The following is a 24084-nucleotide window of genomic DNA, read 5'->3' as shown; positions in this document are numbered from 1 at the left end:
CTAACTGAGTTGACCCTTGGAGAGCCGGAGTCCGCGCTGTTCAAGTCTTATCCGCTCAGGAATCTATAAAAATGAACACGCTGAAACTGGCCCGCAACCTCCTCTCGGCCGTGGGCCTCGCTGTCCTCTCCCTAAGCGCTCAATCCGCTGACCTCACCATCGGCTACATCAACGGCATCGACCCGATCAAACGCGCCATCGCCGATGGCGAATATGAAAAAGGTATCGGCCAGAAGATCGATTGGCGCAGATTCGACGCGGGCCCGGCCGTCCTGGCCGCCATGGCTTCCGGTGATGTGCAGATCGGCAACCTGGGTTCCAGCCCGTTGGCCGCGGCGGCTTCGCGAAACATGCCGCTGGTGGCGTTCATTGTCAGCGCGCAGATTCGCAGTTCCGAGGCCCTGGTGGTTCGCGACGGCAGCGGGATCAAGACCCCTGATGACCTGATCGGTAAAACCATCGCCGTGCCCTTTGTGTCGACCTCCCATTACAGCCTGCTGGGTGCGCTGAAGCACTGGAACCTGGACCCGCGCAAAGTCAACATCGTCAACCTGACACCGGCACAAATCACCGCCGCCTGGGCCCGCGGCGATATCGACGGGGCGTTTACCTGGTCGCCTGCCCTGGGTGAAATCCGTAAGACCGGCAAGATCCTCACGGATGCTGCCGAAGTTTCCAACTGGGGCGCCCCGACCTTTGAGGTGTGGGTAGCGCGCAAGGATTTCGCTGAAAAGAATCCGCAGGTCGTTGCCGATTTTGCCAGGGTCAGCCTGGCGGCGATTGCCGATTACGCCGCGCATAAAAAAGACTGGACCGCTGATTCTGCCCCCGTGAAAAGCATCGCCCGACTCACAGGCGCCAACGCTGCGGACATTCCCGAGCTGCTCGAAGGCTCGTCGTTCCCGACGGCCGCCGAACAAAAAAGCGCGCAATACCTCGCCGGTGGCACCGCCAGGGAAATCGGCAAGACCGCCGAATTTCTGAAAGAGCAGGGAAAAATCGAAAAGGTCCTGCCTGACTATTCTGCCTTCGTCAGCGACAAGTTCATCGGAGAATAATCATGGGCCTGACGCTTCATCCCCTTGGCCCTACCATCGGCGCGGAGGTTGAGGGGCTGGATATGGCCCTGCCTCTGACGGATCAACAACACGACTGGGTGGAGCAAGCACTGCTGCAGCACCAGGTGTTGTTCTTCCGTAACCAGGCCATTACCCCCGGGCAGCACGTGGCATTTGCCGCGCGGTTTGGTGATTTGCACCGGCATCCGATTTACCCGCACGTTGACCGGCACCCGGAATTGCTGCTGATCGACACCGCCGTGACCGATGTCCGCGACAACGCCATCTGGCACACCGATGTGACCTTCCTCGCCGCACCGGCGATGGGCTCTGTGTTGGCGGCCAGGCAAGTGCCTGCGTTCGGCGGGGATACGTTGTGGGCCAATGGCGTGGCTGCGTTTGAAGGGTTATCGGCCCCCGTCAGGCAACTGCTCGACGGCCTGACCGCCACCCACGAATTGACCAAATCATTTCCCACCGAGCGCTTCGGCAGCACGCCCGAAGCATTGGCGCGCTACGAAAAAGCCCGGAAGGATCACCCGCCGCTGTCACACCCGGTGGTCAGGACGCATCCTGCCACCGGGCGCAAGGCGTTGTTTGTGAATGAAGGCTTTACCACGCGGATCAATGAGCTTGAGGCGGCGGAAAGTGATGCGTTGTTGCGGTTATTGTTCAGCCACGTGAGCCGTCCGGAATTCACCGTGCGTTGGCGATGGAAGGCGAATGATGTAGCGTTCTGGGATAACCGCATTACCCAGCATTACGCGATTGATGATTACCGACCGCAAAGGCGGGTGATGCACCGCGCGACGATGTTGGGCGACGTGCCTTTTTGATGGAGGATCGGTCGATGGACTTGCCCTTGGTGATCAACCCTGACGACTATCTGGAAACCGAGTTCGGCAGGGAATTCACGCCTGAACGAAATCGACAGGCATGGCAGCTCGCGTATGCGCGGTTGAGGCAAGAGCTGTCACAGGCGGCAAAGGGCACTCATGTGTACGTGGTCATGGGCGTGCAGGGGGCGGGCAAGTCTCGCTGGGTGGCGGAAAACCTTGAGCGGTTGGGGCACGGCGCAATCGTCTTCGATGCTGCTTTGCCGGCGCGGCGTCATCGGCAGGAGCTGCTGTCCATCGCGAGGGACTATGCAGTCCCGGTGATCGGCATCCTGGTGAGCGCACCGCTGGAGCTGGCGTTATCGCGAAATGCCCAACGCAATGCTGACAAAAAGGTGCCGGAGGACGCGCTGAAAAGCGTGTTCAGCATGCTCGAGCCACCCAGTGAAGACGAAGGATTCGTGTGGGTGCAAACCATTGAACAGCAGGCGCCGCTGCCCACAACCCTGCAAACTGATCGGATGACCCTGGTTGCGCCTGATGTGGCGCTCGCTGAAAAACTCGCCGATGCCTTGAACGCCAGCTACGCACTGCACCGCCGGTTTCTCGTATGGAGCAAGCCGCACTGGACGCTGGAGGACACGCAGGAAAGCCTGCAGCGCGCGGCCAAAGACTTCGATGCGCCTGTCGGGGAGAAACGGTATTTCCTGTTATCTCGCGACGATCCCCAGGCATTGGTGGGCTGTATCGGCCTGCTGCCGCTGGCCGATGAGATTCACAGCTACGAAGTTGGCTATTGGGGCAATCAGGCACACGCCGGTCATGGGCTGATGAGGGAGGCATTGACCGCTCTGGTTTCGCAGTTGAGCGGGCACACACTGCGCCTGACCACTTCTTCGGCGAACATATCCAGTCAACGACTGGCTGAGGCAACGGGGTTTGAATGGGTGGAAACCCTTCAAGGTGCGCGGCGCTGCGAGTACTTCGGCGTACGCGATACGCTGGTTTACCGCCGGACCGCGCGCTGACACTAAAGGTACTCACACTCCCCACGCAGCAGCGAAAGCTGAACCAGGTCTTGATGAGCTGCGTTCCAGTAACCCGCCTGCCTCAACGTTCCTTCACGCACGAACCCGGCTTTCTCAAGCAGGTTCAGTGACCGAGCGTTGTCAGGATGAACCAGCGCCTCGATCCTGTTGAGTTCCATGTGCTGGAACGCCCATCGAAGGGCGGCGTAAACCGCCTCCTTCATGAGCCCCTGTCCCTGTGCCGATTGCGCCATCTCAAACCCGATGGCACAACTGCGCCACATACGATTCCATTTGAAGAAACCACAGGTACCGATCAGCGCTGCCGTGGCTATGTCTTCAATCCCCCAGCGAATCCCCGGATTGGGTGAGGTGCGCCAACTGGCAAACAGCTCGATCAGTTGCTCCGCTTGATGAGGCTCGGTAATTGGGTCGGCACCGAACCACTTCATTGCTTCAGCGTCGCTATGAATCGCAAACAACCCCACCGCATCCTCCTGTGTAAGTTCTCTGAGGGTCAGGCGTTCGGTTTTGAGCGTCGGAAAATCGGACACTGCGGGCGTCACCTTTTGGAAAAAGATTCGCTAAGGTGTGTCGTGCGGAATAAAAAATCAATCTGTTCAGTGGTGACGCAGGGCGTCACGGGATACGAATACACGCTCCTGATCAACTGAGATCAACTGAGACCAACTGTGGGAGCTGTCGAGCCCCAGCGAGGCTGCGGTGCAGGCGCCGCGGTCTGGCAGGTACGGCGCGGTGATCCCATCGCAGCCTCGCCGGGGCTCGACAGCTCCCACATTGGTCTCAGCACTCACTCCTCGCGTTTGACCACCAACGTCAAGATGTCATAACTGGCCACCAGCTCACCCAACTGGTTGGTCACCTCCACATCCCACGCCACCACGCCTTGCGGAATGCCCTGGGGGCTCTTCTTGCCCTGGTCGATCTTGCGCTTGCAGGTCAGCCGCGCCTGGATGGTGTCGCCAATGCCCACCGGGTTGATAAACCGCAGGGTGTCCAGCCCGTAGTTCGCCAGCACCGGCCCCGGTGCCGGAGACACAAACAGCCCGGCCGCCGCCGACAGCACAAAGTAACCATGGGCAATGCGTTTGCCGAATTGCGATTCCTTGGCGGCGATGTCATCGAAGTGCATGTAGAAGTGATCGCCCGACAGGCAGCCGAAGTTCACCAGGTCGGCCTCGGTGACGGTGCGGCGGTGGGTCAGCAGCGATTCGCCAATCTGCAGGTCCTGGAAGAAGCGGCGGAACGGGTGCACTTCGGTCTCGATGACCTTGGCGCCGCGTACGTACTCGCGGGTGACCGCCGCCAGCATGGTCGGTGAGCCCTGTACTGCTGCGCGTTGCAGGTAGTGTTTCACGGCGCGCAAGCCGCCGAGTTCTTCGCCGCCACCGGCGCGGCCCGGGCCGCCGTGCTTGAGTTGCGGCAGGGGCGAGCCGTGGCCGGTGGATTCGGCGGCGGATTCGCGGTCGAGCACCAGCAGGCGGCCGTGCCACGCGGCAGCCACCGGGATGGCTTTGGCAGCGATCTGCGGGTCTTTGGTGATCAGGCTCGCGACGAGGCTGCCTTTGCCGCGTGCGGCCAGGGCCAGGGCTTCGTCGAGGTCGTCGTAGGCCATCAGCGTGCTGACCGGGCCGAAGGCCTCGATGTCGTGGGCGCCGCCTTCCGCATGCGGGTCGCGGGCTTGCAGCAGGGTCGGGGCGAAGAACGCGCCCTGGCTGACGTTTTCACCGCGGGGTTCAAAGCCGTCGCGGGCGCCGAACAGCATGTCGCTGCTCTGCAACAGGCTTTCCAGGCGTTCGGCCACGTCTTTCTGCTGGTCGTGGGAGGCCAGTGCGCCCATGCGCACGCCTTCCACCGACGGGTCGCCCACCACAACTTTTTTCAGGCGGTCCCGCAGGCGGGTGGCGACGGCGTCGATATGTTTGGCCGGCACGATGGCGCGGCGAATGGCGGTGCATTTCTGCCCGGCCTTGGTGGTCATTTCCCGGGCGACTTCCTTGATGAACAGCTCGAACTCTTCGTCGTCCGGGCTTACGTCCGGGGCGAGGATCGCGCAGTTCAGCGAGTCGGCCTCGGCGTTGAACGGCACCGAGTTGCGGATCAGGTTCGGGTTGACCCGCAGCTTGGCGGCGGTGTCGGCTGAGCCGGTGAAGGTCACCACGTCCTGGCCTTGCAGGCGGTCGAGCAAGTCGCCGGTGCTGCCGATCACCAGTTGCAGGCTGCCGGGTGGCAGCAGGCCGGATTCGTCCATCAGGCGCACCACGGCTTCGGTCAGGTAGCTGGTGGCGCTGGCCGGCTTGACGATGCATGGCATGCCCGCCAGGAAACTCGGGGCGAATTTTTCCAGCATGCCCCAGATCGGGAAGTTGAACGCGTTGATGTGCACCACGAGGCCGCCACGAGGCACCAGGATATGGGTGCCGGCAAAGCTGCCGAGCTTGCTCAGCTGCATCGCCGGGCCTTCGTGGACGATATTGCCCGACGGCAATTCCCGCGAGCCCAGGCTGGCGTAGGTGAACAGCGTGCTGTTGCCGCCTTCGATATCGATCCAGCTGTCGGCACGGGTCGCGCCGCTGTGGTGGGAGAGGGCGTAGAGCTGTTCCTTGCGCTCGCTCAGGTACAGCGCGATGGCCTTGAGGCGCTGGGCCCGCTGCTGGAAATCCAGGGCCATCAGCCCGCTGACACCCTGGCGGCGCCCGTGTTCGATGGCTTCGGCGAAGTCCGGGCGCTCCTCGTGAGTGCGTGCCAGCTCGTGGCCGTCAATGGCGCTGCGCAGCACCTGGGCGCCGTGTTGGCCGATCCAGCGGCCAGCGATAAAACTTTGCAGGGTAGGGGCGTGAGACATCACGATTCCTCCGGGTTGGAAAATGAGAGTTAGTGTTTGCTGGCGCCTGCGGCACCAATGCCGGTCATGGAGCGAATGAACTGCGCCAGGTAACGCCCGCGTTCAACGGCAGCGCGGGGCGAGCGGTCGGTGACGGAAAAGACCCAGGCGCTGAAAAACGCCAGGCTCATGGAAAACAGGGCAGGGTTGGAATAGGGGAACAGCGCCTTGTCGTAATGCAGTACGTTGACCCACACCGCCGGGCTCAGCACCAGCAGCACGATGGCCGAGACCAGTCCCGCCAGGCTGCCGGTCACCGCGCCACGGGTGGTCAGGCCCTTCCAGTACATCGAGAGGAACAGCACCGGGAAATTCACCGAGGCGGCGATTGCCAGTACCAGGCCGGACAGGAACGCGATGTTCTGCGACTCAAACAGCAGGCCGAGGATGATCGCCAGCACGCCGATGCACAGCGTGGCGATGCGCGACACGCGGATTTCCTGCTGCTCGCTGGCCTGGCCCTTGCGGATCACGCAGGCATACAGGTCGTGGGACACCGCCGACGCGCCGGACAACGCCAGCCCGGCGACCACGGCCAGGATGGTCGCGAAGGCCACCGCCGAAATGAACCCGAGGAACAGGTTGCCGCCCACGGCCTGTGCCAGGTGCACGGCGATCATGTTGCCGCCGCCGATGATCGCGCCGTTGGCATCCCGGAAGCTTGGGTCAGTACCCACCATGACGATGGCGCCGAAGCCGACGATGATCAGCAGCAGGTAGAAGTAGCCAATGAAACCGGTGGCGTAGAACACGCTCTTGCGCGCTTCCTTGGCGTCGCTGACGGTAAAGAAGCGCATCAGGATATGCGGCAACCCGGCGGTGCCGAACATCATGCCCAGCCCCAGGGAAATCGCATCGATCGGGTTCGACAGCAAGCCCCCCGGCGCCATGATCGCGCTGCCCTTGGCATGCACGGCGGTGGCCCCGGCGAACATCGCCTCGGTGCTGAAACCAAAGTGCTTGAGCACCATGAATGCCATGAAGGTGGTGCCGAACAGCAACATCACCGCCTTGATGATCTGCACCCAGGTGGTGGCGAGCATGCCGCCGAAGGTCACGTAGAACACCATCAGCACGCCCACCAGCATCACCGCGTACAGGTAGTCGATGCCGAACAGCAGCTCGATCAGCTTGCCGGCGCCCACCATCTGCGCCACCAGGTACATCAGCGCCACGGTCAGGGTGCCGAAGGCCGAGGTCAGGCGCACCGGGGTCTGCTCCAGGCGGTAGGACACCACATCGGCAAACGTGTACTTGCCCAGGTTGCGCAGGCGCTCGGCGATCAGGAACAGGATGATCGGCCAGCCGGCCAACACGCCCAGGGCGTAGAGCAGGCCGTCATAACCGTTGAGGAACATCATCGCCGAGATGCCGAGGAATGACGCCGCCGAGATCATGTCGCCGGCAATCGCCAGGCCATTCTGGAAGCCGCTCATGCCGCCGCCGGCGGTGTAGAAGTCGCTGGCGGAACGGGTGCGCAGGGCGGCCCAGCGAGTCACGCCGAGGGTGAACAGCACGAACACCAGGAACATGCCGATGGCGTTCCAGTTCAGTGGCCGGGATGCGCCGTCGGCGGCGACTGCAAGGTCCGTGGCCAATGCCAGCGGCAGGAGAAACCACGCTACCAGCCGGCTCATGCTGTGCACTCCTGCTTGAGTTTGTCGTTCAGCGGGTCGATCACATGGTTGGCGCGGTACACATAAAAGCCGGTCAGCGCGAACGCCAGCAGCACAATCACCACACCCACCAGCATGCCCACGGTGGTCACGCCACCGCTCAACGACTGCCCGAGGGTAGCCGGGGAGAACGCCACCAACAGCACAAACCCGAAATAGATCACCAGCATGATCAGCGACAGCGACCAGTACAGGTTCTGTTTGCGGCGTACCAACTGGATGAAATCGGGATGTCGACGGATGCGCTCGATATCGTCGGGGGTCATGGTGGTGTGCTCCTTTTTATTGTTGTTGTGGTTAAACCTGCGTCCTGTAGGAGCGAGCTTGCTCGCGAAAAACCTGAGGGCGCCGCGTTGATTCAGGCTACCCGCGTCATCGTTAACGATCTTCGCGAGCAAGCTCGCTCCTACAGGGGAGCGGTGTGTCCTTAAAGCTGATCGAAATCCAGTACCACCTTGTCGCTGACCGGGAATGCCTGGCACGACAGCACATAGCCGGCGGCCACTTCGTAGTCTTCGAGGGCGTGGTTGCTGTCCATCTCCACTTCGCCTTCGATGACTTTGCATTTGCAGGTGGAGCACACGCCGGCCTTGCACGAATACGGCAGCTCGGCGCCCTGGGCATTGCCCGCGTCGAGGATGCTCTGAGTGTTGCGGGGCAGGTCGAAGGCGAGGGCGCGGCCATCGCTGATCACCGTGATCTGGCTGACCGCCGCATCCACTTGCCGCGCCGCTTCGCGGGCCTCGCGCTTGTGCTGGCTGCCGGCGGCGGCGAACAGTTCGAAATGGATGCGCTCCGGCGCCATGCCCTTGGCCTTGAGGCTGTCGCGCACGGTCTCGGTCATCTCCTGCGGGCCGCAGATAAAGGCCGCGTCGAGGGCTTTCACGTCGAGCCAGCGGGAGAACAGTTGCTCGCACTTCTCGGCATTGATGCGGCCGTTGTAGAGGTCGACATCCTGCTGCTCGCGGCTGAACACGAAGATCAGGTTCAGGCGCTGCAGGTAGCGGTTCTTCAGGTCTTCGAGCTGTTCGCGAAACAGCGCGCCGGAGCTGGAACGGTTGCCGTACAGCAGCGTCACGCGACTGTGGGGCTCGGTTTGCAGGGTGGTCTTGATGATCGACAGGATCGGCGTGATACCGCTGCCGGCCGCCACTGCCAGGTAATGGCCGTGGCGAGCCGGATCAAGGTCCACATGAAAATGCCCGGCGGGCGGCATCACTTCCAGGCTGTGCCCGGCCTTGAGCTGCTCATTGGCAAAGGCGGAGAACCGTCCACCGGCCACGCGCTTGATGGCGATGCGCAGTTCACCGTCATTGACCCCGGTGCAGATCGAATAGGAACGGCGCACTTCCTCGCCATCCAGCTGGGTGCGCATCACCAGGTGCTGGCCCTGGGTGAAGTGGAAGCTGTCTTGCAGGTGCTGCGGAATCTCGAAGGCGATGGACACCGCGTCACGGGTCTCGTTGCGCACATCCTTGATGGTCAGGCTGTGAAATTTGCTCATTGTTGTTCTCCAACCAAGCGGGCCGCTGGCCCCTCAGATGCACTTGAAATAGTCGAACGGTTCCAGGCAATCGCGGCAGCGGTGCAGCGCCTTGCAGGCGGTGGAGCCGAATTCGCTGAGCACTTCGGTGTGGGTGCTGCCGCATTGCGGGCAAGCAATCACCGGGCTTTCTCCCAGCAGGCTGCGTTTGCTGCTACTGCCTTGGGGCGGTGCGATGCCGTAGGCCCGCAGGCGTTCGCGGCCGCTGCTGGTGATCCAGTCGGTGGTCCAGGCCGGGGTCAGCTTGCGTTCCAGTTGCGGCGCGCGGAAACCTGCCAGCTCCAATGCATCGCGGATGTCGCCCTCGATCACTTCGGTGGCGGGGCAGCCGGAGTAGGTCGGCGTGACCACCACATGCAAGTGGCCGGCCTGCCAGTCCAGGTCGCGCACTATGCCCAGGTCGACCACGCTCACCACCGGCACTTCCGGGTCCATGACCTGCGCCAGGGTGGCCCACGCGGCAGCCAGGTCGGTGGGTTGCGCCGGGCGTGCGCCCTGGTCGCTGGCGATCAGTTCACCAGGTTGCATCGGGGTACGCTCGGGGCAAAAACTGCATTTCCGCCAACAAAATTCCCAGGTGCTCGCTGTGCAAACCGCGGCGTGCATCCAGGTAGAAATAGCTCGCAGCAGGCGGCAGGGGCAGGGTGGCGCTGGTAAAGATTTCGCTGACCTGGGTCTGCCACGCTGCGGCAACCTGAGCGGCGTCCGGCGTAATGCCGGCGGCGTGCAGGCGCTGTTCACTGTCGTCGGCGCCGGTCAGTTCCACGGTGAACCGCCACAGCTCGGGGATCGCCGCGAGCATGCGTTTATGGCTTTCCTCGGTGCCGTCTCCCAGGCGCTCCACCCACTCGCCGGAGCGGCGCAGGTGATAGGTGACTTCCTTCACCGCCTTGGCCGCGATGCCGGCGATGCGTTCGTCGCTGGATTGGGCCAGGCCGCTCAACACCGGCAAGTGCCAGGCGTCATACAGGAATTGCTTGAGGATGGTCACCGCGTAGTCGCCATTGGGTTGTTCCACCAGCAGCAGGTTGCGATAGGCCCGCTCATCCCGGCGGAAGGCCAGGTGATCGGCGTCGCGCCCGTCGTCCAGCAGCTCGGCGGCGTATTCCAGCCAGTTGCGCGCCTGGCCCACCAGGTCGAGGCCGACGTTCATCAGCGCCAGTTCTTCTTCCAGCGCCGGCGCATGGCCGCACCACTGGCACAGGCGTTGGCCCTGGATCAGGGCGCTGTCGCCGAGGCGCAGCAGGTATTCGATCAGATCGGTTTCAGGGTTCATGGTCGACCTCACATATGCCCGACTTCGGCCGGCAACTCGTAGAAGCTGGCGTGGCGGTAGACCTTGTCATCGGCCGGGTCGAACAGCGGGTCTTTCTCGTCCGGCGACGAGGCGGTGATCAGCGCGGAAGGCACTACCCACAGGCTCACGCCTTCACTGCGGCGGGTGTACAGCTCCCGGGCATTCTCGATGGCCATGGTGGTGTCGGCGGCATGCACGCTGCCCACATGCTTGTGATTCAGGCCGTGCTTGCTGCGCACGAAGACTTCAAACAGGGTCCATTCAGACATAACGGTGACTCCACATCAGGTGGCCGATCAGGCGGCGTTCTTGTTCTGTTTTTTACGGGCGTGGGCGACGGCGGCTTCGCGTACCCAGGCACCGTCTTCAATCGCCTTGCGGCGGGTGGCGACGCGTTCCTGGTTGCACGGGCCGTTGCCCTTGAGCACTTCGTAGAACTCGCTCCACTGGATCTCGCCGAAATCGTAATGGCCGCGTTCGGCGTTCCACTTCAGGTCCGGGTCGGGGCAGGTGCAGCCCAGCAGCTCCAGCTGCGGGATGGTCTGGTCGATGAAGCGCTGGCGCAGTTCGTCGTTGCTCTGGCGCTTGATTTTCCAGGCCATGGACTGGGCGCTGTTGGGGGAGTGTTCGTCGCTGGGGCCGAACATCATCAGCGATGGCCACCAGAGGCGGTTGATTGCGTCCTGGACCATGTCTTTTTGCGCCTGGGTGCCCTGGCGCATCATGGTCAGCAGCAGTTCGTAGCCCTGGCGCTGGTGAAAGCTTTCTTCCTTGCAGATGCGCACCATGGCCCGGGAGTAGGGGCCGTAGGAGGTGCGCTGCAGTACCACCTGATTGACGATGGCGGCGCCGTCTACCAGCCAGCCTACTGCGCCCATGTCGGCCCAGTTCAGGGTGGGGTAGTTGAAGATGCTGGAGTACTTGGCCTTGCCGCTGTGGAGCTTGGCGATTTCTTCGTCGCGGTCGGCGCCCAGGGTTTCCATGGCGCTGTAGAGGTACAGGCCGTGGCCGGCTTCGTCCTGGATCTTGGCCATCAGTTGCAGCTTGCGTTTGAGGGTGGGGGCGCGGGTGACCCAGTTGCCCTCGGGCAGCATGCCGACGATTTCCGAGTGGGCGTGTTGGGAGATCTGGCGGATCAGGGTTTGACGGTAGGCGTCGGGCATCCAGTTCTTGGCTTCGATCTTGATTTCGGCGTCGATTTTTTCCTGGAAGGCGCGTTCCTGGTCGGACATCTCGGAGAGGTCCTTGATGCGCTTTACTCCGGTTTCTACAAGCTGTGCGTACATGGGGGGTCTCCCGCCTTGTGTTTTGTCGTAGGCATGGAGGACTTTATAAGCGATACGGAAATTAATATCAAACACAAAATTACGTGTCGTTATTTGATTTTGTATCGCTTTGCGGGAAGGGAGCAGATATCTGTCGCTACGGTAACGGCGGCATAGGGTTCCCGGTCATCGTGGTAAGCAGGGCCAGTAGGCAAAAAACAGGGCCGCTTTATGTGGGAGCGGGCTTGCTCGCGAAGAACCTGAGTGCGCCGCGTTGAATCAGGATGCCCGCGTCATCGTTAACGACCTTCGCGAGCAGGCCCGCTCCCACATTTGAACCGTGTGCGCCTTTGATTTTGCTGGTGCTCTACCCCCCACCCCAAAAAACGAGCAAAAAAAAGCCCCGCAAATGCGGGGCCAAAAAGGTGCAGCAGTCATGCCTTAGGGCGACGATCCATCACATGGCAAGCCTTGCCCTCAGACCGCTTGATCGAATGCAGCGGCTGCAAAACGATGCGCGAGCTGATCCCGATATACGTCTTGATGTGCCTGCTCAGTTCGCTGGAAACGGCTTTCTGTTGTTCATCATTGAGGTGCTGATGCTCAGCCTTGAGCTCCACATGCACATCCACACTGTCCAGGTTGCCATTACGATACAGATGTATCTCATAACACTCTGAAAGCTGTTTTATTTTAAGCACCTGCTCCTCGATCTGCGTGGGAAACACATTAACCCCGCGAATGATCAGCATGTCATCACTGCGCCCGGTGATCTTGTCGATCCGCCGCATCGGCCGCGCAGTCCCCGGCAGCAACCGCGTCAAATCCCGGGTGCGGTAGCGAATCATCGGCAGCGCCTCCTTGCTCAAGGAGGTAAACACCAGTTCACCCATCTGCCCGTCCGGCAGCACCTCACCCGTCACCGGGTCGATGATCTCCGGGTAGAAGTGATCCTCCCAAATGGTCGGGCCATCCTTGGTTTCCGCACACTCCATGGCCACCCCAGGCCCCATGATTTCCGACAGCCCGTAAATATCCAGCGCCGTAATCCCCAGTCGCGCCTCGATTGCACTGCGCAGCTCGGCAGTCCACGGCTCGGCCCCAAAGATCCCCAGTCGCAACGCCAGCTTCTGTGGATCAATGCCCTGGCGCTCGATTTCATCGGCAATGTTCAGCATGTACGAGGGCGTGACCATGATGATGTCCGGCTGGAAATCCTTGATCAGTTGCACCTGTTTTTCCGTCTGCCCGCCGGACATCGGAATCACCGTACAACCCAGGCGTTCCGCGCCGTAGTGGGCACCAAGGCCGCCGGTGAACAGCCCGTAGCCATAGGAAATATGCACCTTGTCGCCACGCCGCCCACCGGCCGCGCGGATCGAGCGGGCCACCACATTGGCCCAGGTGTCGATGTCGTTCTGGGTGTAACCCACTACCGTCGGCTTGCCGGTGGTGCCGCTGGACGCATGCAGGCGCACCACCTCGTTCATCGGCACGGCAAACATGCCGTAGGGGTAACTGTCCCGCAGGTCGCCCTTGGTGGTGAACGGGAACCTGGCCAGGTCGTCCAGGGACTTGATGTCATCCGGGTGCACCCCCTGCGCGTCGAAGCGCTGACGGTACAGCGGCACATTCTGGTAGGCGTGGCGCAGGCTCCAGCGCAGGCGCTCCAGTTGATGGGCGCGCAGTTCGTCGACGCTGGCGGTTTCCAGCGGGTCCAGCACAGGGTTAAGCACGGCGTTTGGAATAGGCATGTTCATGAGTTCACTCGAATTATTTTTGTGTATCAGCCCACCGCACACCGTGGGCTTTGAGTGCATGCCCCAAGGATACCGCTAGGCTCCCCGGGAATCGCGAATCTTTAGTCGGACAGGCGCTCGATGATCAGCGCGATGCCCTGGCCCACGCCGATGCACATGGTGCACAGGGCGTAGCGGCCGCCACGTTCCTCCAATTCATGCAGGGCGGTAGTTACCAGCCGTGCGCCGCTCATCCCCAGTGGATGGCCGAGGGCGATGGCGCCGCCGTTGGGGTTCACCCGTGGGTCGTTGTCCCCCAGGCCCAGCTCGCGCAGCACCGCCAGGCCCTGGGCGGCGAAGGCTTCGTTGAGCTCGATCACGTCCATGTCCGCCAGGCTCAGGTTGGCCAGTTCCAGCACCTTGCGGGTCGCCGGCACCGGGCCGATGCCCATGATGCGCGGTTCCACGCCGGCGGTGGCCATCGCCACCACCCGGCCGCGGGCGACCAGGCCGTGACGCTTGGCAACTTCCGCGCTGGCCAGCAGCAGGGCGCAGGCGCCGTCGTTGACCCCGGATGCATTGCCGGCAGTGATGCTGCCACCCTCGCGGAATGGCGTGCCAAGTTTCTGCAGTTGCTCAAGGGTGGTGTCGCTGCGGGGGTGTTCGTCGTGTTCCACCACCTTGGCCGGGCCTTTGCGCTGGGGGATCTGCACCGCGACGATTTCCCTGGCCAGGCGCCCGCTGGCCTGGGCGGCGGCTGCACGTTGCTGGCTGCGCAGGGCAAACGCGTCCTGGTCGGCACGGGAGATATTGAACTGCTCGGCGACGTTTTCAGCGGTCTCCGGCATCGAGTCGATCCCGTAGGCCTTTTTCATCAGCGGGTTGACGAAGCGCCAGCCAATGGTGGTGTCGTATAGCTGCGCATCGCGAGAAAACGCCTGTTCCGCCTTGCCCATTACCAGCGGCGCACGGGACATCGATTCCACGCCGCCCACCAGCATCAAGCCAGCCTCGCCACAGCGAATCGCCCGGGCCGCGCTGCCGATGGCGTCCAGCCCCGAGCCGCACAAACGGTTGAGGGTGGTGCCCGGCACGCTCACCGGCAGCCCGGCCAGCAGCGCCGACATGCGCGCCACGTTGCGGTTGTCTTCGCCGGCCTGGTTGGCGCAGCCGTAGATCACATCGTCGACGCTGCTCCAGTCCACTTGCGGGTGGCGGCGCAGCAGTTCGCGCAGCGGCACCGCTCCGAGGTCGTCGGCGCGCACGCTGCTCAAGGCGCCGGCGTAGCGGCCGATCGGGGTGCGGACTGCGTCGATGATCAAGGCGTCATTCATTCGGATTCTCCTGCGCCAGCACCGTGCCGCGCACTTTGTAGGATTTGCCATGGAACAGCGCAATCAGCTGGCCCAGTTGGTTTTCGATACGGACGTCGTAGTTGCCGGTGCGACCCGAGCGGCTTTGCTCGCGGCAATCGGCACTCAAGGTGTCGCCCAGGTGGGCCGGGGCGATGTAGTCGATGCTGCAGCCGAGCGCCACGGTGGCGTCGTTGTAGCTGTTGCAGGCCAGGGCGAATGCCGAGTCCGCCAGCGCAAACAGGTAGCCGCCGTGGCAGGTGCCGTGGCCCTGGATCATGTCGGCGCGCACGCTCATGCCCAGTCGTGCGCAACCCGGCGCCACCGAGAGCAGGCGCATGCCCATGCCCTGGCTGGCGGCATCGCGGCTGAACATGGCCTGGGCGCACTGGTTGGCCAGGTTCATGGCTTCATGGTTGGTCATGTGGTGCGCTCCTTTCAGCGGCCCTTGAAGCTTGGGCTGCGTTTTTCCATGAAGGCGGCGACGCCTTCGCGGTAATCCTCGCTGCGCCCGGCCAGGCGTTGCAGGTCGCGCTCCAGCTCCAGCTGTTGGTCAAAACTGTTGCTCAGGCTGGCGTTCAGGCTGCGCTTGATCAGCGCCAGGCCGTAGGTTGGTTGCGTGGCCAGGTGGCGGGCCAGGGTCAGGGCTTCGCTGCGCAATTCGGCGTCGTCCACGCAGCGGTAGATCAGGCCCCATTGCTCGGCCTGCTCGGCGCTCAGGCGGTTGCCCAGCAGGGCCAGCGCCTTGGCGCGGGCCATGCCCACCAGGCGCGGCAGGGTCCAGGTGCCGCCGGAATCGGGGATCAGGCCGATCTTGCAGAAGGCTTGGATGAAGTTCGCCGAGCGTGCTGCCAGCACCAGGTCGCAGGCCAGCGGGATGTTCGCGCCGGCACCGGCCGCCACGCCGTTGACCGCGCAGATCACCGGCAAAGGCAGGTCGCGCAGTTGGCGGATCAGCGGGTTGTAGAACTTCTCGATGGATTCGCCCAGGTCCGGCACCGCGCTGCCGGGTGCCACGTTGCGGTCGCTGAGGTCTTGCCCGGCGCAAAAGCCGCGGCCTTCACCGGTCAGCAGCAGCACGCGCACGTCGGGGTTTTCCTGGACTTGCTTCAACGCCTGCTGGACTTCGCCGTGCATCTGCGTGTTGAAGCTGTTGAGCTGGTCGGGGCGATTGAGGCTGAGCAGGGCGACGCCGGCCTCGATGGAAAACAGGATGTGTTCGAAGTTCATGGTCGTGAGGCCCTCACGGTGCACGCTCGGCGGTCAGCCGGCTCATTATTGGATCGGCGTGGTCAGCCGGTTTTGCCGGAGTATAGCTTTAACGTGATACATAAATGCAACGATAAAATTGATTTGGTGTGTCTTGTTTTGAGTTTGATGAAAATGAACTGCTCGCTGTGCTGGTCGGTAAATACCTGATAAATCCCCTATTTTATTGGCTTTACGTCGATTATCAGCGGCCCCGTATCAAGCCACGGCGACACATGATTCAAGCGATACGCTTTTTCAGCTTTGTGCTTGTAAAAATGATGTGATACAAAATAAGCCAAGATCGGCATCGCTTTGCGAATACGCCATAAAAGGAATCCCCATGACTTGCTACAGCCTCGACGGCCTGACCCCGGTGGTCGACCCCACGGCCTACGTCCATCCCTCGGCGGTACTGATCGGCGACGTGATCATCGGCCCCCATTGCTATGTAGGGCCGCTGGCGAGTTTGCGCGGCGACTTCGGGCGCATCGTCCTCGAAGAAGGCGCCAACCTGCAGGACACCTGTGTGATGCACGGCTTCCCGGACAGCGATACGGTGGTCGAGCGCAACGGCCATATCGGCCACGGCGCCGTGCTGCACGGTTGCCGGATCGGCACCGATGCGCTGGTGGGCATGAATGCGGTGGTGATGGACAACGCCCGTATCGGCGCTCGCTCATTCGTCTCGGCGGCGGCGTTCGTCAAAGCCGGTTTCGAGTGCCCTGAGCAGTCGTTGGTGATGGGCGCGCCGGCCAGCGTCAAGCGCAGCCTCAGTGATGAAGAGGTGCACTGGAAACAAACCGGCACCCGTGAATACCAGCGCCTGGCTCAGCGTTGCCTGGAGCAGATGCAGGAATGCCCACCCCTGAGCGCACCGGAAGCCGATCGCCCACGCATCAGCGACAGCGGCCTGCGGCCCAAGGGCAGATGAATTGCCTGCATCCCGACGCCGCTAAAAACGGTATATTTTCTCTTTTTGCCTCGGTACGCCCATGTCGTCACTGACACCCCTGAACCAACTGATTACCCGCTTCCAGGAGCAGACGCCGATTCGCGCCAGTTCCTTGATCATCACCTTGTACGGGGACGCCATCGAACCCCACGGCGGGACGGTGTGGCTGGGCAGCCTGATCCAGTTGCTCGAACCCATCGGCATCAATGAACGGCTGATCCGCACCTCGATCTTCCGCCTGACCAAGGAAGGCTGGCTGACCGCCGAAAAAGTCGGGCGCCGCAGCTACTACAGCCTGACCGGTGCCGGGCGTCGGCGTTTCGACAAGGCCTTCAAGCGGGTCTACAGCTCCAGCGTGCCGGCATGGGATGGCTCGTGGTGCCTGGTGATGCTCACGCAGTTGACCCAGGACAAGCGCAAACAAGTGCGTGAAGAGCTGGAGTGGCAAGGTTTTGGTGCGATTGCCCCGACCGTGCTGGCCTGCCCACGCAGCGACCGCGCCGACGTCAACGCCACCTTGCTCGACCTCGGCGCCCAGGAAGACACCATCGTCTTCGAAACCACCGCCCAGGATGTACTGGCCTCCAAGGCCCTGCGGGTGCAGGTGCGCGAGAGCTGGAACATCGAGGAGCTGGCGGCCCATTACAGCGAGTTCATCCAACTGTTCCGACCGCTCTGGCAAGCGCTTCGCGAGCAGGAACAGCTACAGCCTGCGGATTGTTTCCTGGCACGGGTCCTGCTTATTCATGAGTACCGCAAACTGCTGCTGCGCGACCCGCAATTGCCCGATGAATTGCTTCCCGGCGATTGGGAAGGCCGCGCCGCCCGCCAGTTGTGCCGCAATATTTACCGGTTGATCTACGCCAAGGCCGAGGAATGGCTGAACAGCGCGCTGGAAACTGCCGACGGCCCGTTGCCGGACGTTGGCGAAAGCTTTTACCGGCGGTTCGGAGGCCTGAAATAAGGAGCGACGCTGTTCAGGAGAACGGGTGGAGTAATGTGGCGTAGAGAATAAAAATAAGCCTGCGTGAGGCCTGAACATTATGTCTTCAATTGCACAGCGCTGTGATGGGTTCGACCAATGGATCCATCAGATCAATCAGATCTGTGGCGCATTCGATGGGCAGATCCTGGGGGATGGTTTTTCCGGGCAGATCCGCGAGTACCAGAGCGGCGCGCTGAAACTCAGCTTTGTCGACGCCTGCCAGGCGCGGCTGTTTCGTACCTCCAGCCAAATCGCGGCGGGCGAGGGCGGCAAGTACTTTGCCGTGTTCCAGCTCGACGGCACGGCCGGCATGGCCCAGGGTGACAGCAAGGCGCTGTTGCGCGCCGGCGACATTACCCTGATCGATGCGGCGCACCCCAGCGACTTCACCTACAGCGAGAATTCGCGGCAGTTGTCGTTGATCCTGCCGTCGTACCTGGTGGAGCAGACCTCGCGTTTCAACCCGGTCAAATGCGGGCACCGGATCGAGGCGGCGTCGCCGATGGCGATGCTGTCCCGGCAGCTGATTCTGGAGGCCACCCGGCAAGACAACCTGACCTTGCAGGAAAGCGAGGCGACGCTGGAGGCGATCATCAACCTGCTGCGCCCGGCGATCAGCCAGGCGGGCGAGGGCAGCGACGCCCATGAGCGGGTGTTCCGCAAGACGCTGGAGTGCATTGACCAGCACATTCGCTCCGAAGAGCTGTGCCCCGAGTGGCTGGCGCGGGAGGTGGGGATGTCGGTGCGCGGGCTGTACCGGATCTTTGCCCGCAAGGGCCTGGTGGTGGCGCGGTACATCAAGAACCGACGGCTGGATTTGTGTGCTGAATCCCTGCGCCAATCCAGGGTGGAGGAAAAGCTTTCGGTGCTGGGGTACTCGTGGGGGTTTTCGGATTCGAGTTATTTTTCGACGGCGTTCAAGTCACGGTTCGGCATTGCGCCGGGTGAGTACCGCAAACAACACGCCTGATCAGGGGATACGCCGATCAAAAATGTGGGAGCAGGCTTGCTCGCGAATGCGGTGGTTCAGTTGATGCATTGGGTGACTGACACACCGCATTCGCGAGCAAGCCTGCTCCCACATTTGGATCGCGTTTCGTTCAGTTGGGCATTCCGTCTTCAATCGCAATCCCTTGCGCCCGCATCTCCTTGATCAACCCCGCCCTTGTGCCCGGCAGATTGAGCATCGCTTTGTGCCGCAATTCAGTGACTTCCTCGGCGCTATAGGGCTTGTAATCCACCGGCGTACTCTTGCCCGCCATCCCGTCCGGGCGCATCAGCCAGTTCAGCAAATCCGCCAGTTGCCCATCGTTCAGCGCCGACTGCGACATCCCCGGCACCCGTACCAAAAACTCCCGCCCGCCTGGCACCTTCAGAAAGTTGCCGACAAACCCGGTCATCCTCGGTGTGTCGTTTGCCGCCGAGCCCATGCCGCTGCCCAGATGGCAGCCGGCACACTGCAGCTGATAGTTGGTCGCCACGCTGTACCCGGCCTGGGCGATCGGCGTTTGCGGCGACTCATTCCCCGGTGCGTGCTTCTGGTTTGGATTGGGAATGGCCCGAGCCTGGGCGAGCGGGGTGGCGAAGACACACATCAAGCTCAGCAAAAACAACGTACGCATGACAAGCCTCTTGCACTGACCTGTGGCGAGGAAGCTTGCTCCCGTTGGGCTGTGCTGCGGCCCCAAGATCTTTGGGAGCGCTTCGCACTCCAACGGGAGCAAGCTCCCTCGCCACAAGGGTGGGTTAAACTGCGACGCCGCGAATGATCGAGACCGTGCAGTGGTAGATGTGGGATTTGGCCGCCAGGCACCAGTTCACATCGTTGTTGTTGAACGGCCGGTATGCCGGTTCCTCACTGTCGTTACGCGTGCACGCGCACTGGGCGCAGCTTTGCTTACCGCAGCAGTCGTTATAGGAAATGATGTAGTCCTTGCCATCCGCCGGGTTGCGGCAGGTGCCGATCCAGGTCACCTGGGACGCCTCGGTGCCCGGTGGGCAGGAGGTCACCGAACCGCCACAGCAACTGCACAGGAAACCGTCGATGGAGCAGTAGCGCCAGTAGTCGCAACTGTTCGGGTCGCCCGGGTCACCGGCTTTCGGATTATCGGCAGCCAGCGCCTTGCTGGTACGGTCCAGGGGCAGCAGCAGGGGCAACGCGGCGCCTGCGACCATCAGCGAACCCATACGGGCCAACAGTTTGCGTCGCGACGTGGTGTCGGCCAGGCGACGGGTCGAGCGCTCGAATAACAGATCCAGCAATTTCATGAGAGTCTCCCTGCCTTAATCAGTGGCTATGGCCGTGGCTGTGGTCGTGGGGCTGCGGCTGGCTGTTGAGGTATTCCTGCAGCGTCGCGCTTTTCAGGTGTTCGACTTCGAACAGGCTGTCCAGGTGCTCGCGGGAATTGACCAGGCCCTTGGCGCGCAAGGTGCCGCTCTTGTCGATCAGCGCGGCATACGGCAGCTTGCCGATCTGGTAGGTCATGCCGACTTCCGGGCCGACCACGTAGGTGACGTCGTCCAGTTTGTGTTCGGTGATCAGCGCGTGCTGGGCTTCCATGTCGCCGTCGCTGATAAACACCACATCGAGTCGGTCAGCCTGTTCCCTGGCGATGGACTTGATCGCCGGCAACAGGGATTTGCAGATCGGGCAGGTGGGCGAGAGGAAGAACAGCAACTGGTTCTTCTCACCGGCATAGCCGAAGTTCACCGGGCGGCCTTTACGGTCGGAAGCGGTGACTTGCGGGGCCGGCTCATTCACCGCCACGCCCTTGTCGACCATCAGTGCGCCGGCCGGGGCGATGCGCCCGTGCAGCACACCAATCTGGCGCACCAGGCCCATCACGGCAAACGCCAGCGCCAGCAGCAGTACCCACAGCAGTACGTTGGAAACAATAAGGCCTTCCATTGATCACCTACCAATCAGTTTGAGCAGAAGAGGGGAGTTCGCCAGCAGGCCATCGGCTGCGGCGTAAATCAGCAGCGCGACGGCGCTGGCGGCGACGGTGACGAAGCCGTCGAAAAAACCCAGGTCACGGGCAATCGGCAGCACGCTGGCCAGCAGGGCCACGGCCACCAGTGCGCCGTTGCGCAACAGCAGGATCGGCCGCAATGGCTGCGCCTGGTCGGGGCCTGCGCAGCCGCAGTCGATGTCCCGGCGGCCGCGCCACAGGTTGATGCCAATGGCGGCGGCGTACAGCGCAATCAGGCCGGCGGCGCCGAGGGCGGCCCAGGAACGGCTGGCCGGCACCAGCAGGGCAAAGGCAATCACCAGTTCCAGCACCGGGATTACCCGGGCGGTGGGGCGAGTCACTGCCTCTGGCAGCAACTGGTAATCGGCCAGTTGCCGGGCGAAGCGTGCCGGTGCGCGCAACTTGTGGGTCGCGGCACTGGCCAGCAACACCGCGATGGCGAGGGCGCTGGCAATGATGAAGATCGGGTCGATATGCATGGCCGAACCTCTTTAGTAGCTCATGATCTGGGTCGCGGTCTTCGCTACCTTGGCCATGCTACCGGTGAGTTTATTGGTCTTGAGGTCGAAGATCTGCAAGCCGCCTTCGACGTCGGCGCCCAGCAACAGGGGCTTGTCGTCGCCGGTGGCCTGCATGCTCCAGACCGGGGTCGGGGCTTCCAGGGTGGCTATCTTCTTCATGGTCTTGAGGTCATAGGCCCAGATGATGGTGCTCGGGTCTTCCCACTTCATCGGCTCGTGGTTGTCGTGCATCAGCACGTACATGCGGTTGAGCTTTGGTGCCACAGCCATCAACTGCCAGCCACCCGGGGCCCAGCCGGTTTTCTTTTCCGCATCGGTGGTGAGTGACCAGGACGGCAGGATTTTCGGCTCATCGCCGGAGAAATCTACCGGGCGGATGGTGCCGGTGGTGGTGGTGAAGTAGTAGGTGTCGCCCACGTTCACCGCGCGTTCGTTGAGCTTCTCGGCGTTGGGGTCGAAGAAGTGCGTGCGGTTGCGCGAGGTTTCCTGGCCCTGCTCGTTCAGCGTCACCACTTGCAGGCTGCCGTCGCCGCACAGGGAGGCGAAGCGGCGAGTGCCGACCGGGTAATTGAGTACGCAGCCCGGGATCGCGATTTCGGCGGTGACGGAGCGGGACTGTGTGTCGACCACGGTCACCGAGGTGGAGGGTGTGAAGTTGTAGACGTAGACGAAGCGGTCATCGCCGCTGGTCTTCAGGCCATAGCGCTGGGTCAGGGATTCGGCGCGTTTGTTCGGGATCAGCACTTCCCAGGCGGGCGACAGGCTGGAGCTGTCCCAGGCGGTGAGCACATCGGTGCGATCGCCCCGGGTGCCGCGGGAATAGTAGATGTCGGCGCTGTACAGGGTCTTCTGGTCGTGGCTCAGGGCCGAGGGCGCGGCGAAGCCGGTGGGGACCATGCCGAGGACGCGCTTCTTGTCGGGATCTACCACGGTGACGCGGCCGACCACGAAGCTTTCGAATTCGACGTCTACCACGAATGCGCGGTGGGCTTCCGGTGGAAAGGCCAGGGTGGTCTGGCCGATGGTGTCTGGCGGTAAATCCGCCTGGGCGCTGTTCAAGCCGAGTACAAGCAGGCCCAGACCCAGCGCTGACTGTACGTTGATCCTGTTGCTTCGCATTAGGGGCACTCCCTGAATTATTGTGTTTTGCTAATCGCGGGTGCTTTGGCAGATTCTTGCAAGTGGATTCTGCCTTGTGGGGCGATTGCAAGAATTGTTGTGTCTGCCAAGTGGTTGTGTGTCTGTGCCAATGGTTTGGGGTAGGGTGTATATCCGTTATTTTTGTTATGGCAGAAACGGGTTCCGCTCTTGCAGCGGCTCACTTTTGAACAGCCCTGTAGGCGCTGGCTTGCCGGCGATGGTCGTTAACGATGACGTTGGCATCCTGAATAAACGCGGCGACCTCACGTTTTTCGCCGGCAAGCCGGCTCCTACAGAAAAGCCGCTTCGCAAATGCCCCAATCTCACGACCCCACCAAAGGCAACGAAAAACTGAACACCGCCCCACACGGCTCCAGATTCTGCGCCCAGATATCCCCCTGATGCCGACCAATGATGTTCTTGCACAACGCCAGCCCAATCCCGTTACCACCCACCTTCGACGAAAAGAACCCGTCAAAGATTTTCTCCCGCGCCACGGCCTGAATCCCGCGCCCACAATCCTCGACACTCAACCGCGCCACGTTTCCATCCCGGCAGGCATGCAACCGCAGCACCCGACGCTCCACGGGCAGCTCACTCATCTCTTCAATGGCATTGAACGCCAGGTTCAGAATCACCTGCCCAATCAGCACCCTCTCGCACTGCACCATCAGCGGTTGCGCGCTCGGGACGATCTCCAGCCGCACCTGACTCGGCTCGGCCCGCAGGCTGATGAAATATCGGGTTTCCTGCAGCAACTCATTGAGGTCCACCCACTCCGCGCTCTGCTCCAGCTTGACCACATAATCACGCACACTCTTGATGATCGTTGACGCATGCTCGACCTGCCGCACGGCACTTTGCAGCCCCCAGTTCACCCCCTGGTCGGCACTGCGGGTATCGCCCAGGCGAATCAAAACCCCCTCGATAAAATTGCGCGTGGCCGCCAGTGGCTGGCTCAACTCATGAGCAATCGCCACCGCCATCTCGCCCATGGCGTTGTATCGGGCCAGGTATTCAAGCTGCTGTTCACTGACACGCCGGGCTTCCTCGGCGCGGATCAGGTCCCGCTTCACCTTGTCTTCCCGGGAAATATCCCGGAACTGCACCATCAGCACGTCGCGCCCGTCCAGGTGCACCAGCGTCGCGACCGCTTCCGAAAGAATCTCCACCCCGGCCTTGGAGCGATAACACCACTCGATGGTGCGCTGGCCACTGCGGGCCGCGCGCTCGAGCCAACGCAGGCCGATGGAGCGCTTGTACTTCGGTGCGTCCCGGGTCATGTCCGGGGCCTTGAGCGGGATCAGTTCTTCCAGGGTAAACCCCAGCGCCGACAGCGCCGCGGTGTTGGCCCAGAGGATGTCCTTGCTCTGCGCATCGTGAAGGATGGTGCAGATCGGCATGGCTTCGATCAGGGTGTGGAAATCATTGTTATTGGGTAGGTACATCGCGTAGCCCTTGGCGGTGGAGGGGACGACTACGGTGGCAAGTTATACCGGTTTGCATCCGCGGGCACGCTCAGAAGTAATCGGGGGCGCACTAGGGGATTTCTTTAGCCGGTGGG

25 protein-coding genes are annotated in these 24084 nt (G+C 62.3%); 6 read left to right on the top strand and 19 right to left on the bottom strand.

The window, feature by feature from the left end; genetic code table 11:
• The first annotated feature begins 71 nt into the window (after positions 1-71).
• Genes tauA through HX807_RS04835 form a run of 3 tightly spaced genes read left to right on the top strand, consistent with a single transcriptional unit; the run spans position 72 to position 2922 of the window.
• A complete protein-coding gene (tauA, locus tag HX807_RS04845) occupies positions 72-1058 on the top strand; it encodes a taurine ABC transporter substrate-binding protein (RefSeq protein ID WP_177049395.1) in 987 nt (328 codons plus the stop codon).
• A 2-nt stretch (positions 1059-1060) separates the two neighbouring features.
• Positions 1061-1894 carry a taurine dioxygenase gene (gene tauD / locus HX807_RS04840; protein ID WP_003208917.1) on the top strand — a complete coding sequence of 278 codons (834 nt, stop codon included), beginning with the start codon at positions 1061-1063 and terminating at the stop codon, positions 1892-1894.
• 14 nt (positions 1895-1908) lie between these two features.
• The gene (locus HX807_RS04835; RefSeq protein WP_177049393.1) at positions 1909-2922 is read left to right on the top strand and encodes a GNAT family N-acetyltransferase; all 1014 of its coding nucleotides are present in this window, start codon (positions 1909-1911) and stop codon (positions 2920-2922) included.
• 2 nt (positions 2923-2924) lie between these two features.
• On the opposite strand, the gene HX807_RS04830 is transcribed toward HX807_RS04835, so the two are convergent.
• The 13 genes from HX807_RS04830 to paaG all read right to left on the bottom strand — a co-directional run bounded on the left by HX807_RS04830 (position 2925) and on the right by paaG (position 15929).
• Positions 2925-3476, bottom strand: coding sequence for a GNAT family N-acetyltransferase (locus HX807_RS04830; RefSeq protein WP_177036940.1), 552 nt, complete (start codon positions 3474-3476; stop codon positions 2925-2927).
• A 257-nt stretch (positions 3477-3733) separates the two neighbouring features.
• A complete protein-coding gene (paaZ, locus tag HX807_RS04825; protein ID WP_177049391.1) occupies positions 3734-5788 on the bottom strand; it encodes a phenylacetic acid degradation bifunctional protein PaaZ in 2055 nt (684 codons plus the stop codon).
• A 29-nt stretch (positions 5789-5817) separates the two neighbouring features.
• Positions 5818-7464, bottom strand: coding sequence for a cation acetate symporter (locus HX807_RS04820; RefSeq protein ID WP_003208909.1), 1647 nt, complete (start codon positions 7462-7464; stop codon positions 5818-5820).
• Positions 7461-7769: a DUF485 domain-containing protein gene (locus HX807_RS04815; protein ID WP_003208907.1), complete on the bottom strand. Its 309-nt coding sequence runs from the start codon at positions 7767-7769 to the stop codon at positions 7461-7463. The genes HX807_RS04820 and HX807_RS04815 overlap by 4 nt, the downstream gene beginning before the upstream one ends.
• A 161-nt stretch (positions 7770-7930) precedes the next feature.
• Positions 7931-9007 carry a 1,2-phenylacetyl-CoA epoxidase subunit PaaE gene (gene paaE, locus HX807_RS04810; protein WP_003208905.1) on the bottom strand — a complete coding sequence of 359 codons (1077 nt, stop codon included), beginning with the start codon at positions 9005-9007 and terminating at the stop codon, positions 7931-7933.
• 33 nt (positions 9008-9040) lie between these two features.
• Positions 9041-9574 carry a 1,2-phenylacetyl-CoA epoxidase subunit PaaD gene (gene paaD, locus HX807_RS04805; protein ID WP_003208903.1) on the bottom strand — a complete coding sequence of 178 codons (534 nt, stop codon included), beginning with the start codon at positions 9572-9574 and terminating at the stop codon, positions 9041-9043.
• Entirely contained in the window at positions 9561-10322 is a 762-nt protein-coding gene (gene paaC / locus HX807_RS04800; protein WP_003208901.1) for a 1,2-phenylacetyl-CoA epoxidase subunit PaaC, read from the bottom strand. Before paaC ends, paaD begins: the two co-directional genes overlap by 14 nt.
• An 8-nt stretch (positions 10323-10330) precedes the next feature.
• Positions 10331-10612: a 1,2-phenylacetyl-CoA epoxidase subunit PaaB gene (paaB, locus tag HX807_RS04795; RefSeq protein ID WP_003208899.1), complete on the bottom strand. Its 282-nt coding sequence runs from the start codon at positions 10610-10612 to the stop codon at positions 10331-10333.
• Positions 10613-10639: 27 nt separating this feature from the next.
• Positions 10640-11629: a 1,2-phenylacetyl-CoA epoxidase subunit PaaA gene (paaA, locus tag HX807_RS04790; RefSeq protein ID WP_003208897.1), complete on the bottom strand. Its 990-nt coding sequence runs from the start codon at positions 11627-11629 to the stop codon at positions 10640-10642.
• A gap of 413 nt (positions 11630-12042) precedes the next feature.
• Positions 12043-13368 carry a phenylacetate--CoA ligase PaaK gene (gene paaK, locus HX807_RS04785; protein ID WP_177049389.1) on the bottom strand — a complete coding sequence of 442 codons (1326 nt, stop codon included), beginning with the start codon at positions 13366-13368 and terminating at the stop codon, positions 12043-12045.
• A gap of 101 nt (positions 13369-13469) precedes the next feature.
• On the bottom strand, positions 13470-14681 hold the full coding sequence (pcaF, locus tag HX807_RS04780) for a 3-oxoadipyl-CoA thiolase (protein WP_177049386.1): 1212 nt from the start codon (positions 14679-14681) through the stop codon (positions 13470-13472).
• Entirely contained in the window at positions 14674-15123 is a 450-nt protein-coding gene (paaI, locus tag HX807_RS04775; RefSeq protein WP_008431049.1) for a hydroxyphenylacetyl-CoA thioesterase PaaI, read from the bottom strand. The genes pcaF and paaI overlap by 8 nt, the downstream gene beginning before the upstream one ends.
• 14 nt (positions 15124-15137) lie before the next feature.
• Entirely contained in the window at positions 15138-15929 is a 792-nt protein-coding gene (paaG, locus tag HX807_RS04770; protein WP_177049384.1) for a 2-(1,2-epoxy-1,2-dihydrophenyl)acetyl-CoA isomerase PaaG, read from the bottom strand.
• Positions 15930-16290: 361 nt separating this feature from the next.
• Here paaG and paaY point away from each other — a divergent pair, with 361 nt between their 5' ends.
• From paaY to feaR, 3 genes are all read left to right on the top strand, one after another.
• Positions 16291-16881 (top strand): phenylacetic acid degradation protein PaaY, encoded by a 591-nt coding sequence (paaY, locus tag HX807_RS04765; RefSeq protein ID WP_177049382.1) that lies wholly within the window; start codon positions 16291-16293, stop codon positions 16879-16881.
• A 61-nt stretch (positions 16882-16942) separates the two neighbouring features.
• Positions 16943-17866, top strand: a complete 924-nt coding sequence (gene paaX / locus HX807_RS04760; protein ID WP_003208883.1) for a phenylacetic acid degradation operon negative regulatory protein PaaX — start codon at positions 16943-16945, stop codon at positions 17864-17866.
• 76 nt (positions 17867-17942) lie between these two features.
• Positions 17943-18857 (top strand): transcriptional regulator FeaR, encoded by a 915-nt coding sequence (feaR, locus tag HX807_RS04755; RefSeq protein ID WP_177049428.1) that lies wholly within the window; start codon positions 17943-17945, stop codon positions 18855-18857.
• 130 nt (positions 18858-18987) lie between these two features.
• Here the strand turns inward: feaR and HX807_RS04750 are convergent, their stop codons facing one another.
• From HX807_RS04750 to HX807_RS04725, 6 genes are all read right to left on the bottom strand, one after another.
• Complete coding sequence (locus HX807_RS04750) at positions 18988-19509, bottom strand: cytochrome C (protein ID WP_087694284.1); 522 nt, start codon at positions 19507-19509, stop codon at positions 18988-18990.
• Positions 19510-19633: 124 nt separating this feature from the next.
• Positions 19634-20155 carry a methylamine dehydrogenase light chain gene (locus tag HX807_RS04745; RefSeq protein WP_003208877.1) on the bottom strand — a complete coding sequence of 174 codons (522 nt, stop codon included), beginning with the start codon at positions 20153-20155 and terminating at the stop codon, positions 19634-19636.
• 19 nt (positions 20156-20174) lie between these two features.
• On the bottom strand, positions 20175-20795 hold the full coding sequence (gene mauD, locus HX807_RS04740; RefSeq protein ID WP_003208875.1) for a methylamine dehydrogenase accessory protein MauD: 621 nt from the start codon (positions 20793-20795) through the stop codon (positions 20175-20177).
• A gap of 3 nt (positions 20796-20798) precedes the next feature.
• On the bottom strand, positions 20799-21338 hold the full coding sequence (locus HX807_RS04735) for a MauE/DoxX family redox-associated membrane protein (protein WP_177049380.1): 540 nt from the start codon (positions 21336-21338) through the stop codon (positions 20799-20801).
• Between the two features lie 12 nt (positions 21339-21350).
• Positions 21351-22499, bottom strand: coding sequence for an amine dehydrogenase large subunit (locus tag HX807_RS04730; RefSeq protein WP_003208872.1), 1149 nt, complete (start codon positions 22497-22499; stop codon positions 21351-21353).
• Positions 22500-22843: 344 nt separating this feature from the next.
• Positions 22844-23968, bottom strand: a complete 1125-nt coding sequence (locus HX807_RS04725; RefSeq protein ID WP_177049378.1) for a sensor histidine kinase — start codon at positions 23966-23968, stop codon at positions 22844-22846.
• Positions 23969-24084 lie beyond the last annotated feature (116 nt).

The organism is Pseudomonas sp. D8002, from assembly GCF_013385695.1.
In the GTDB taxonomy this organism is placed as follows: Bacteria; Pseudomonadota; Gammaproteobacteria; order Pseudomonadales; family Pseudomonadaceae; genus Aquipseudomonas.
The sequence above is the reverse complement of the archived record's forward strand: the minus strand, read 5'-3'. Positions and strand labels throughout refer to the sequence as shown.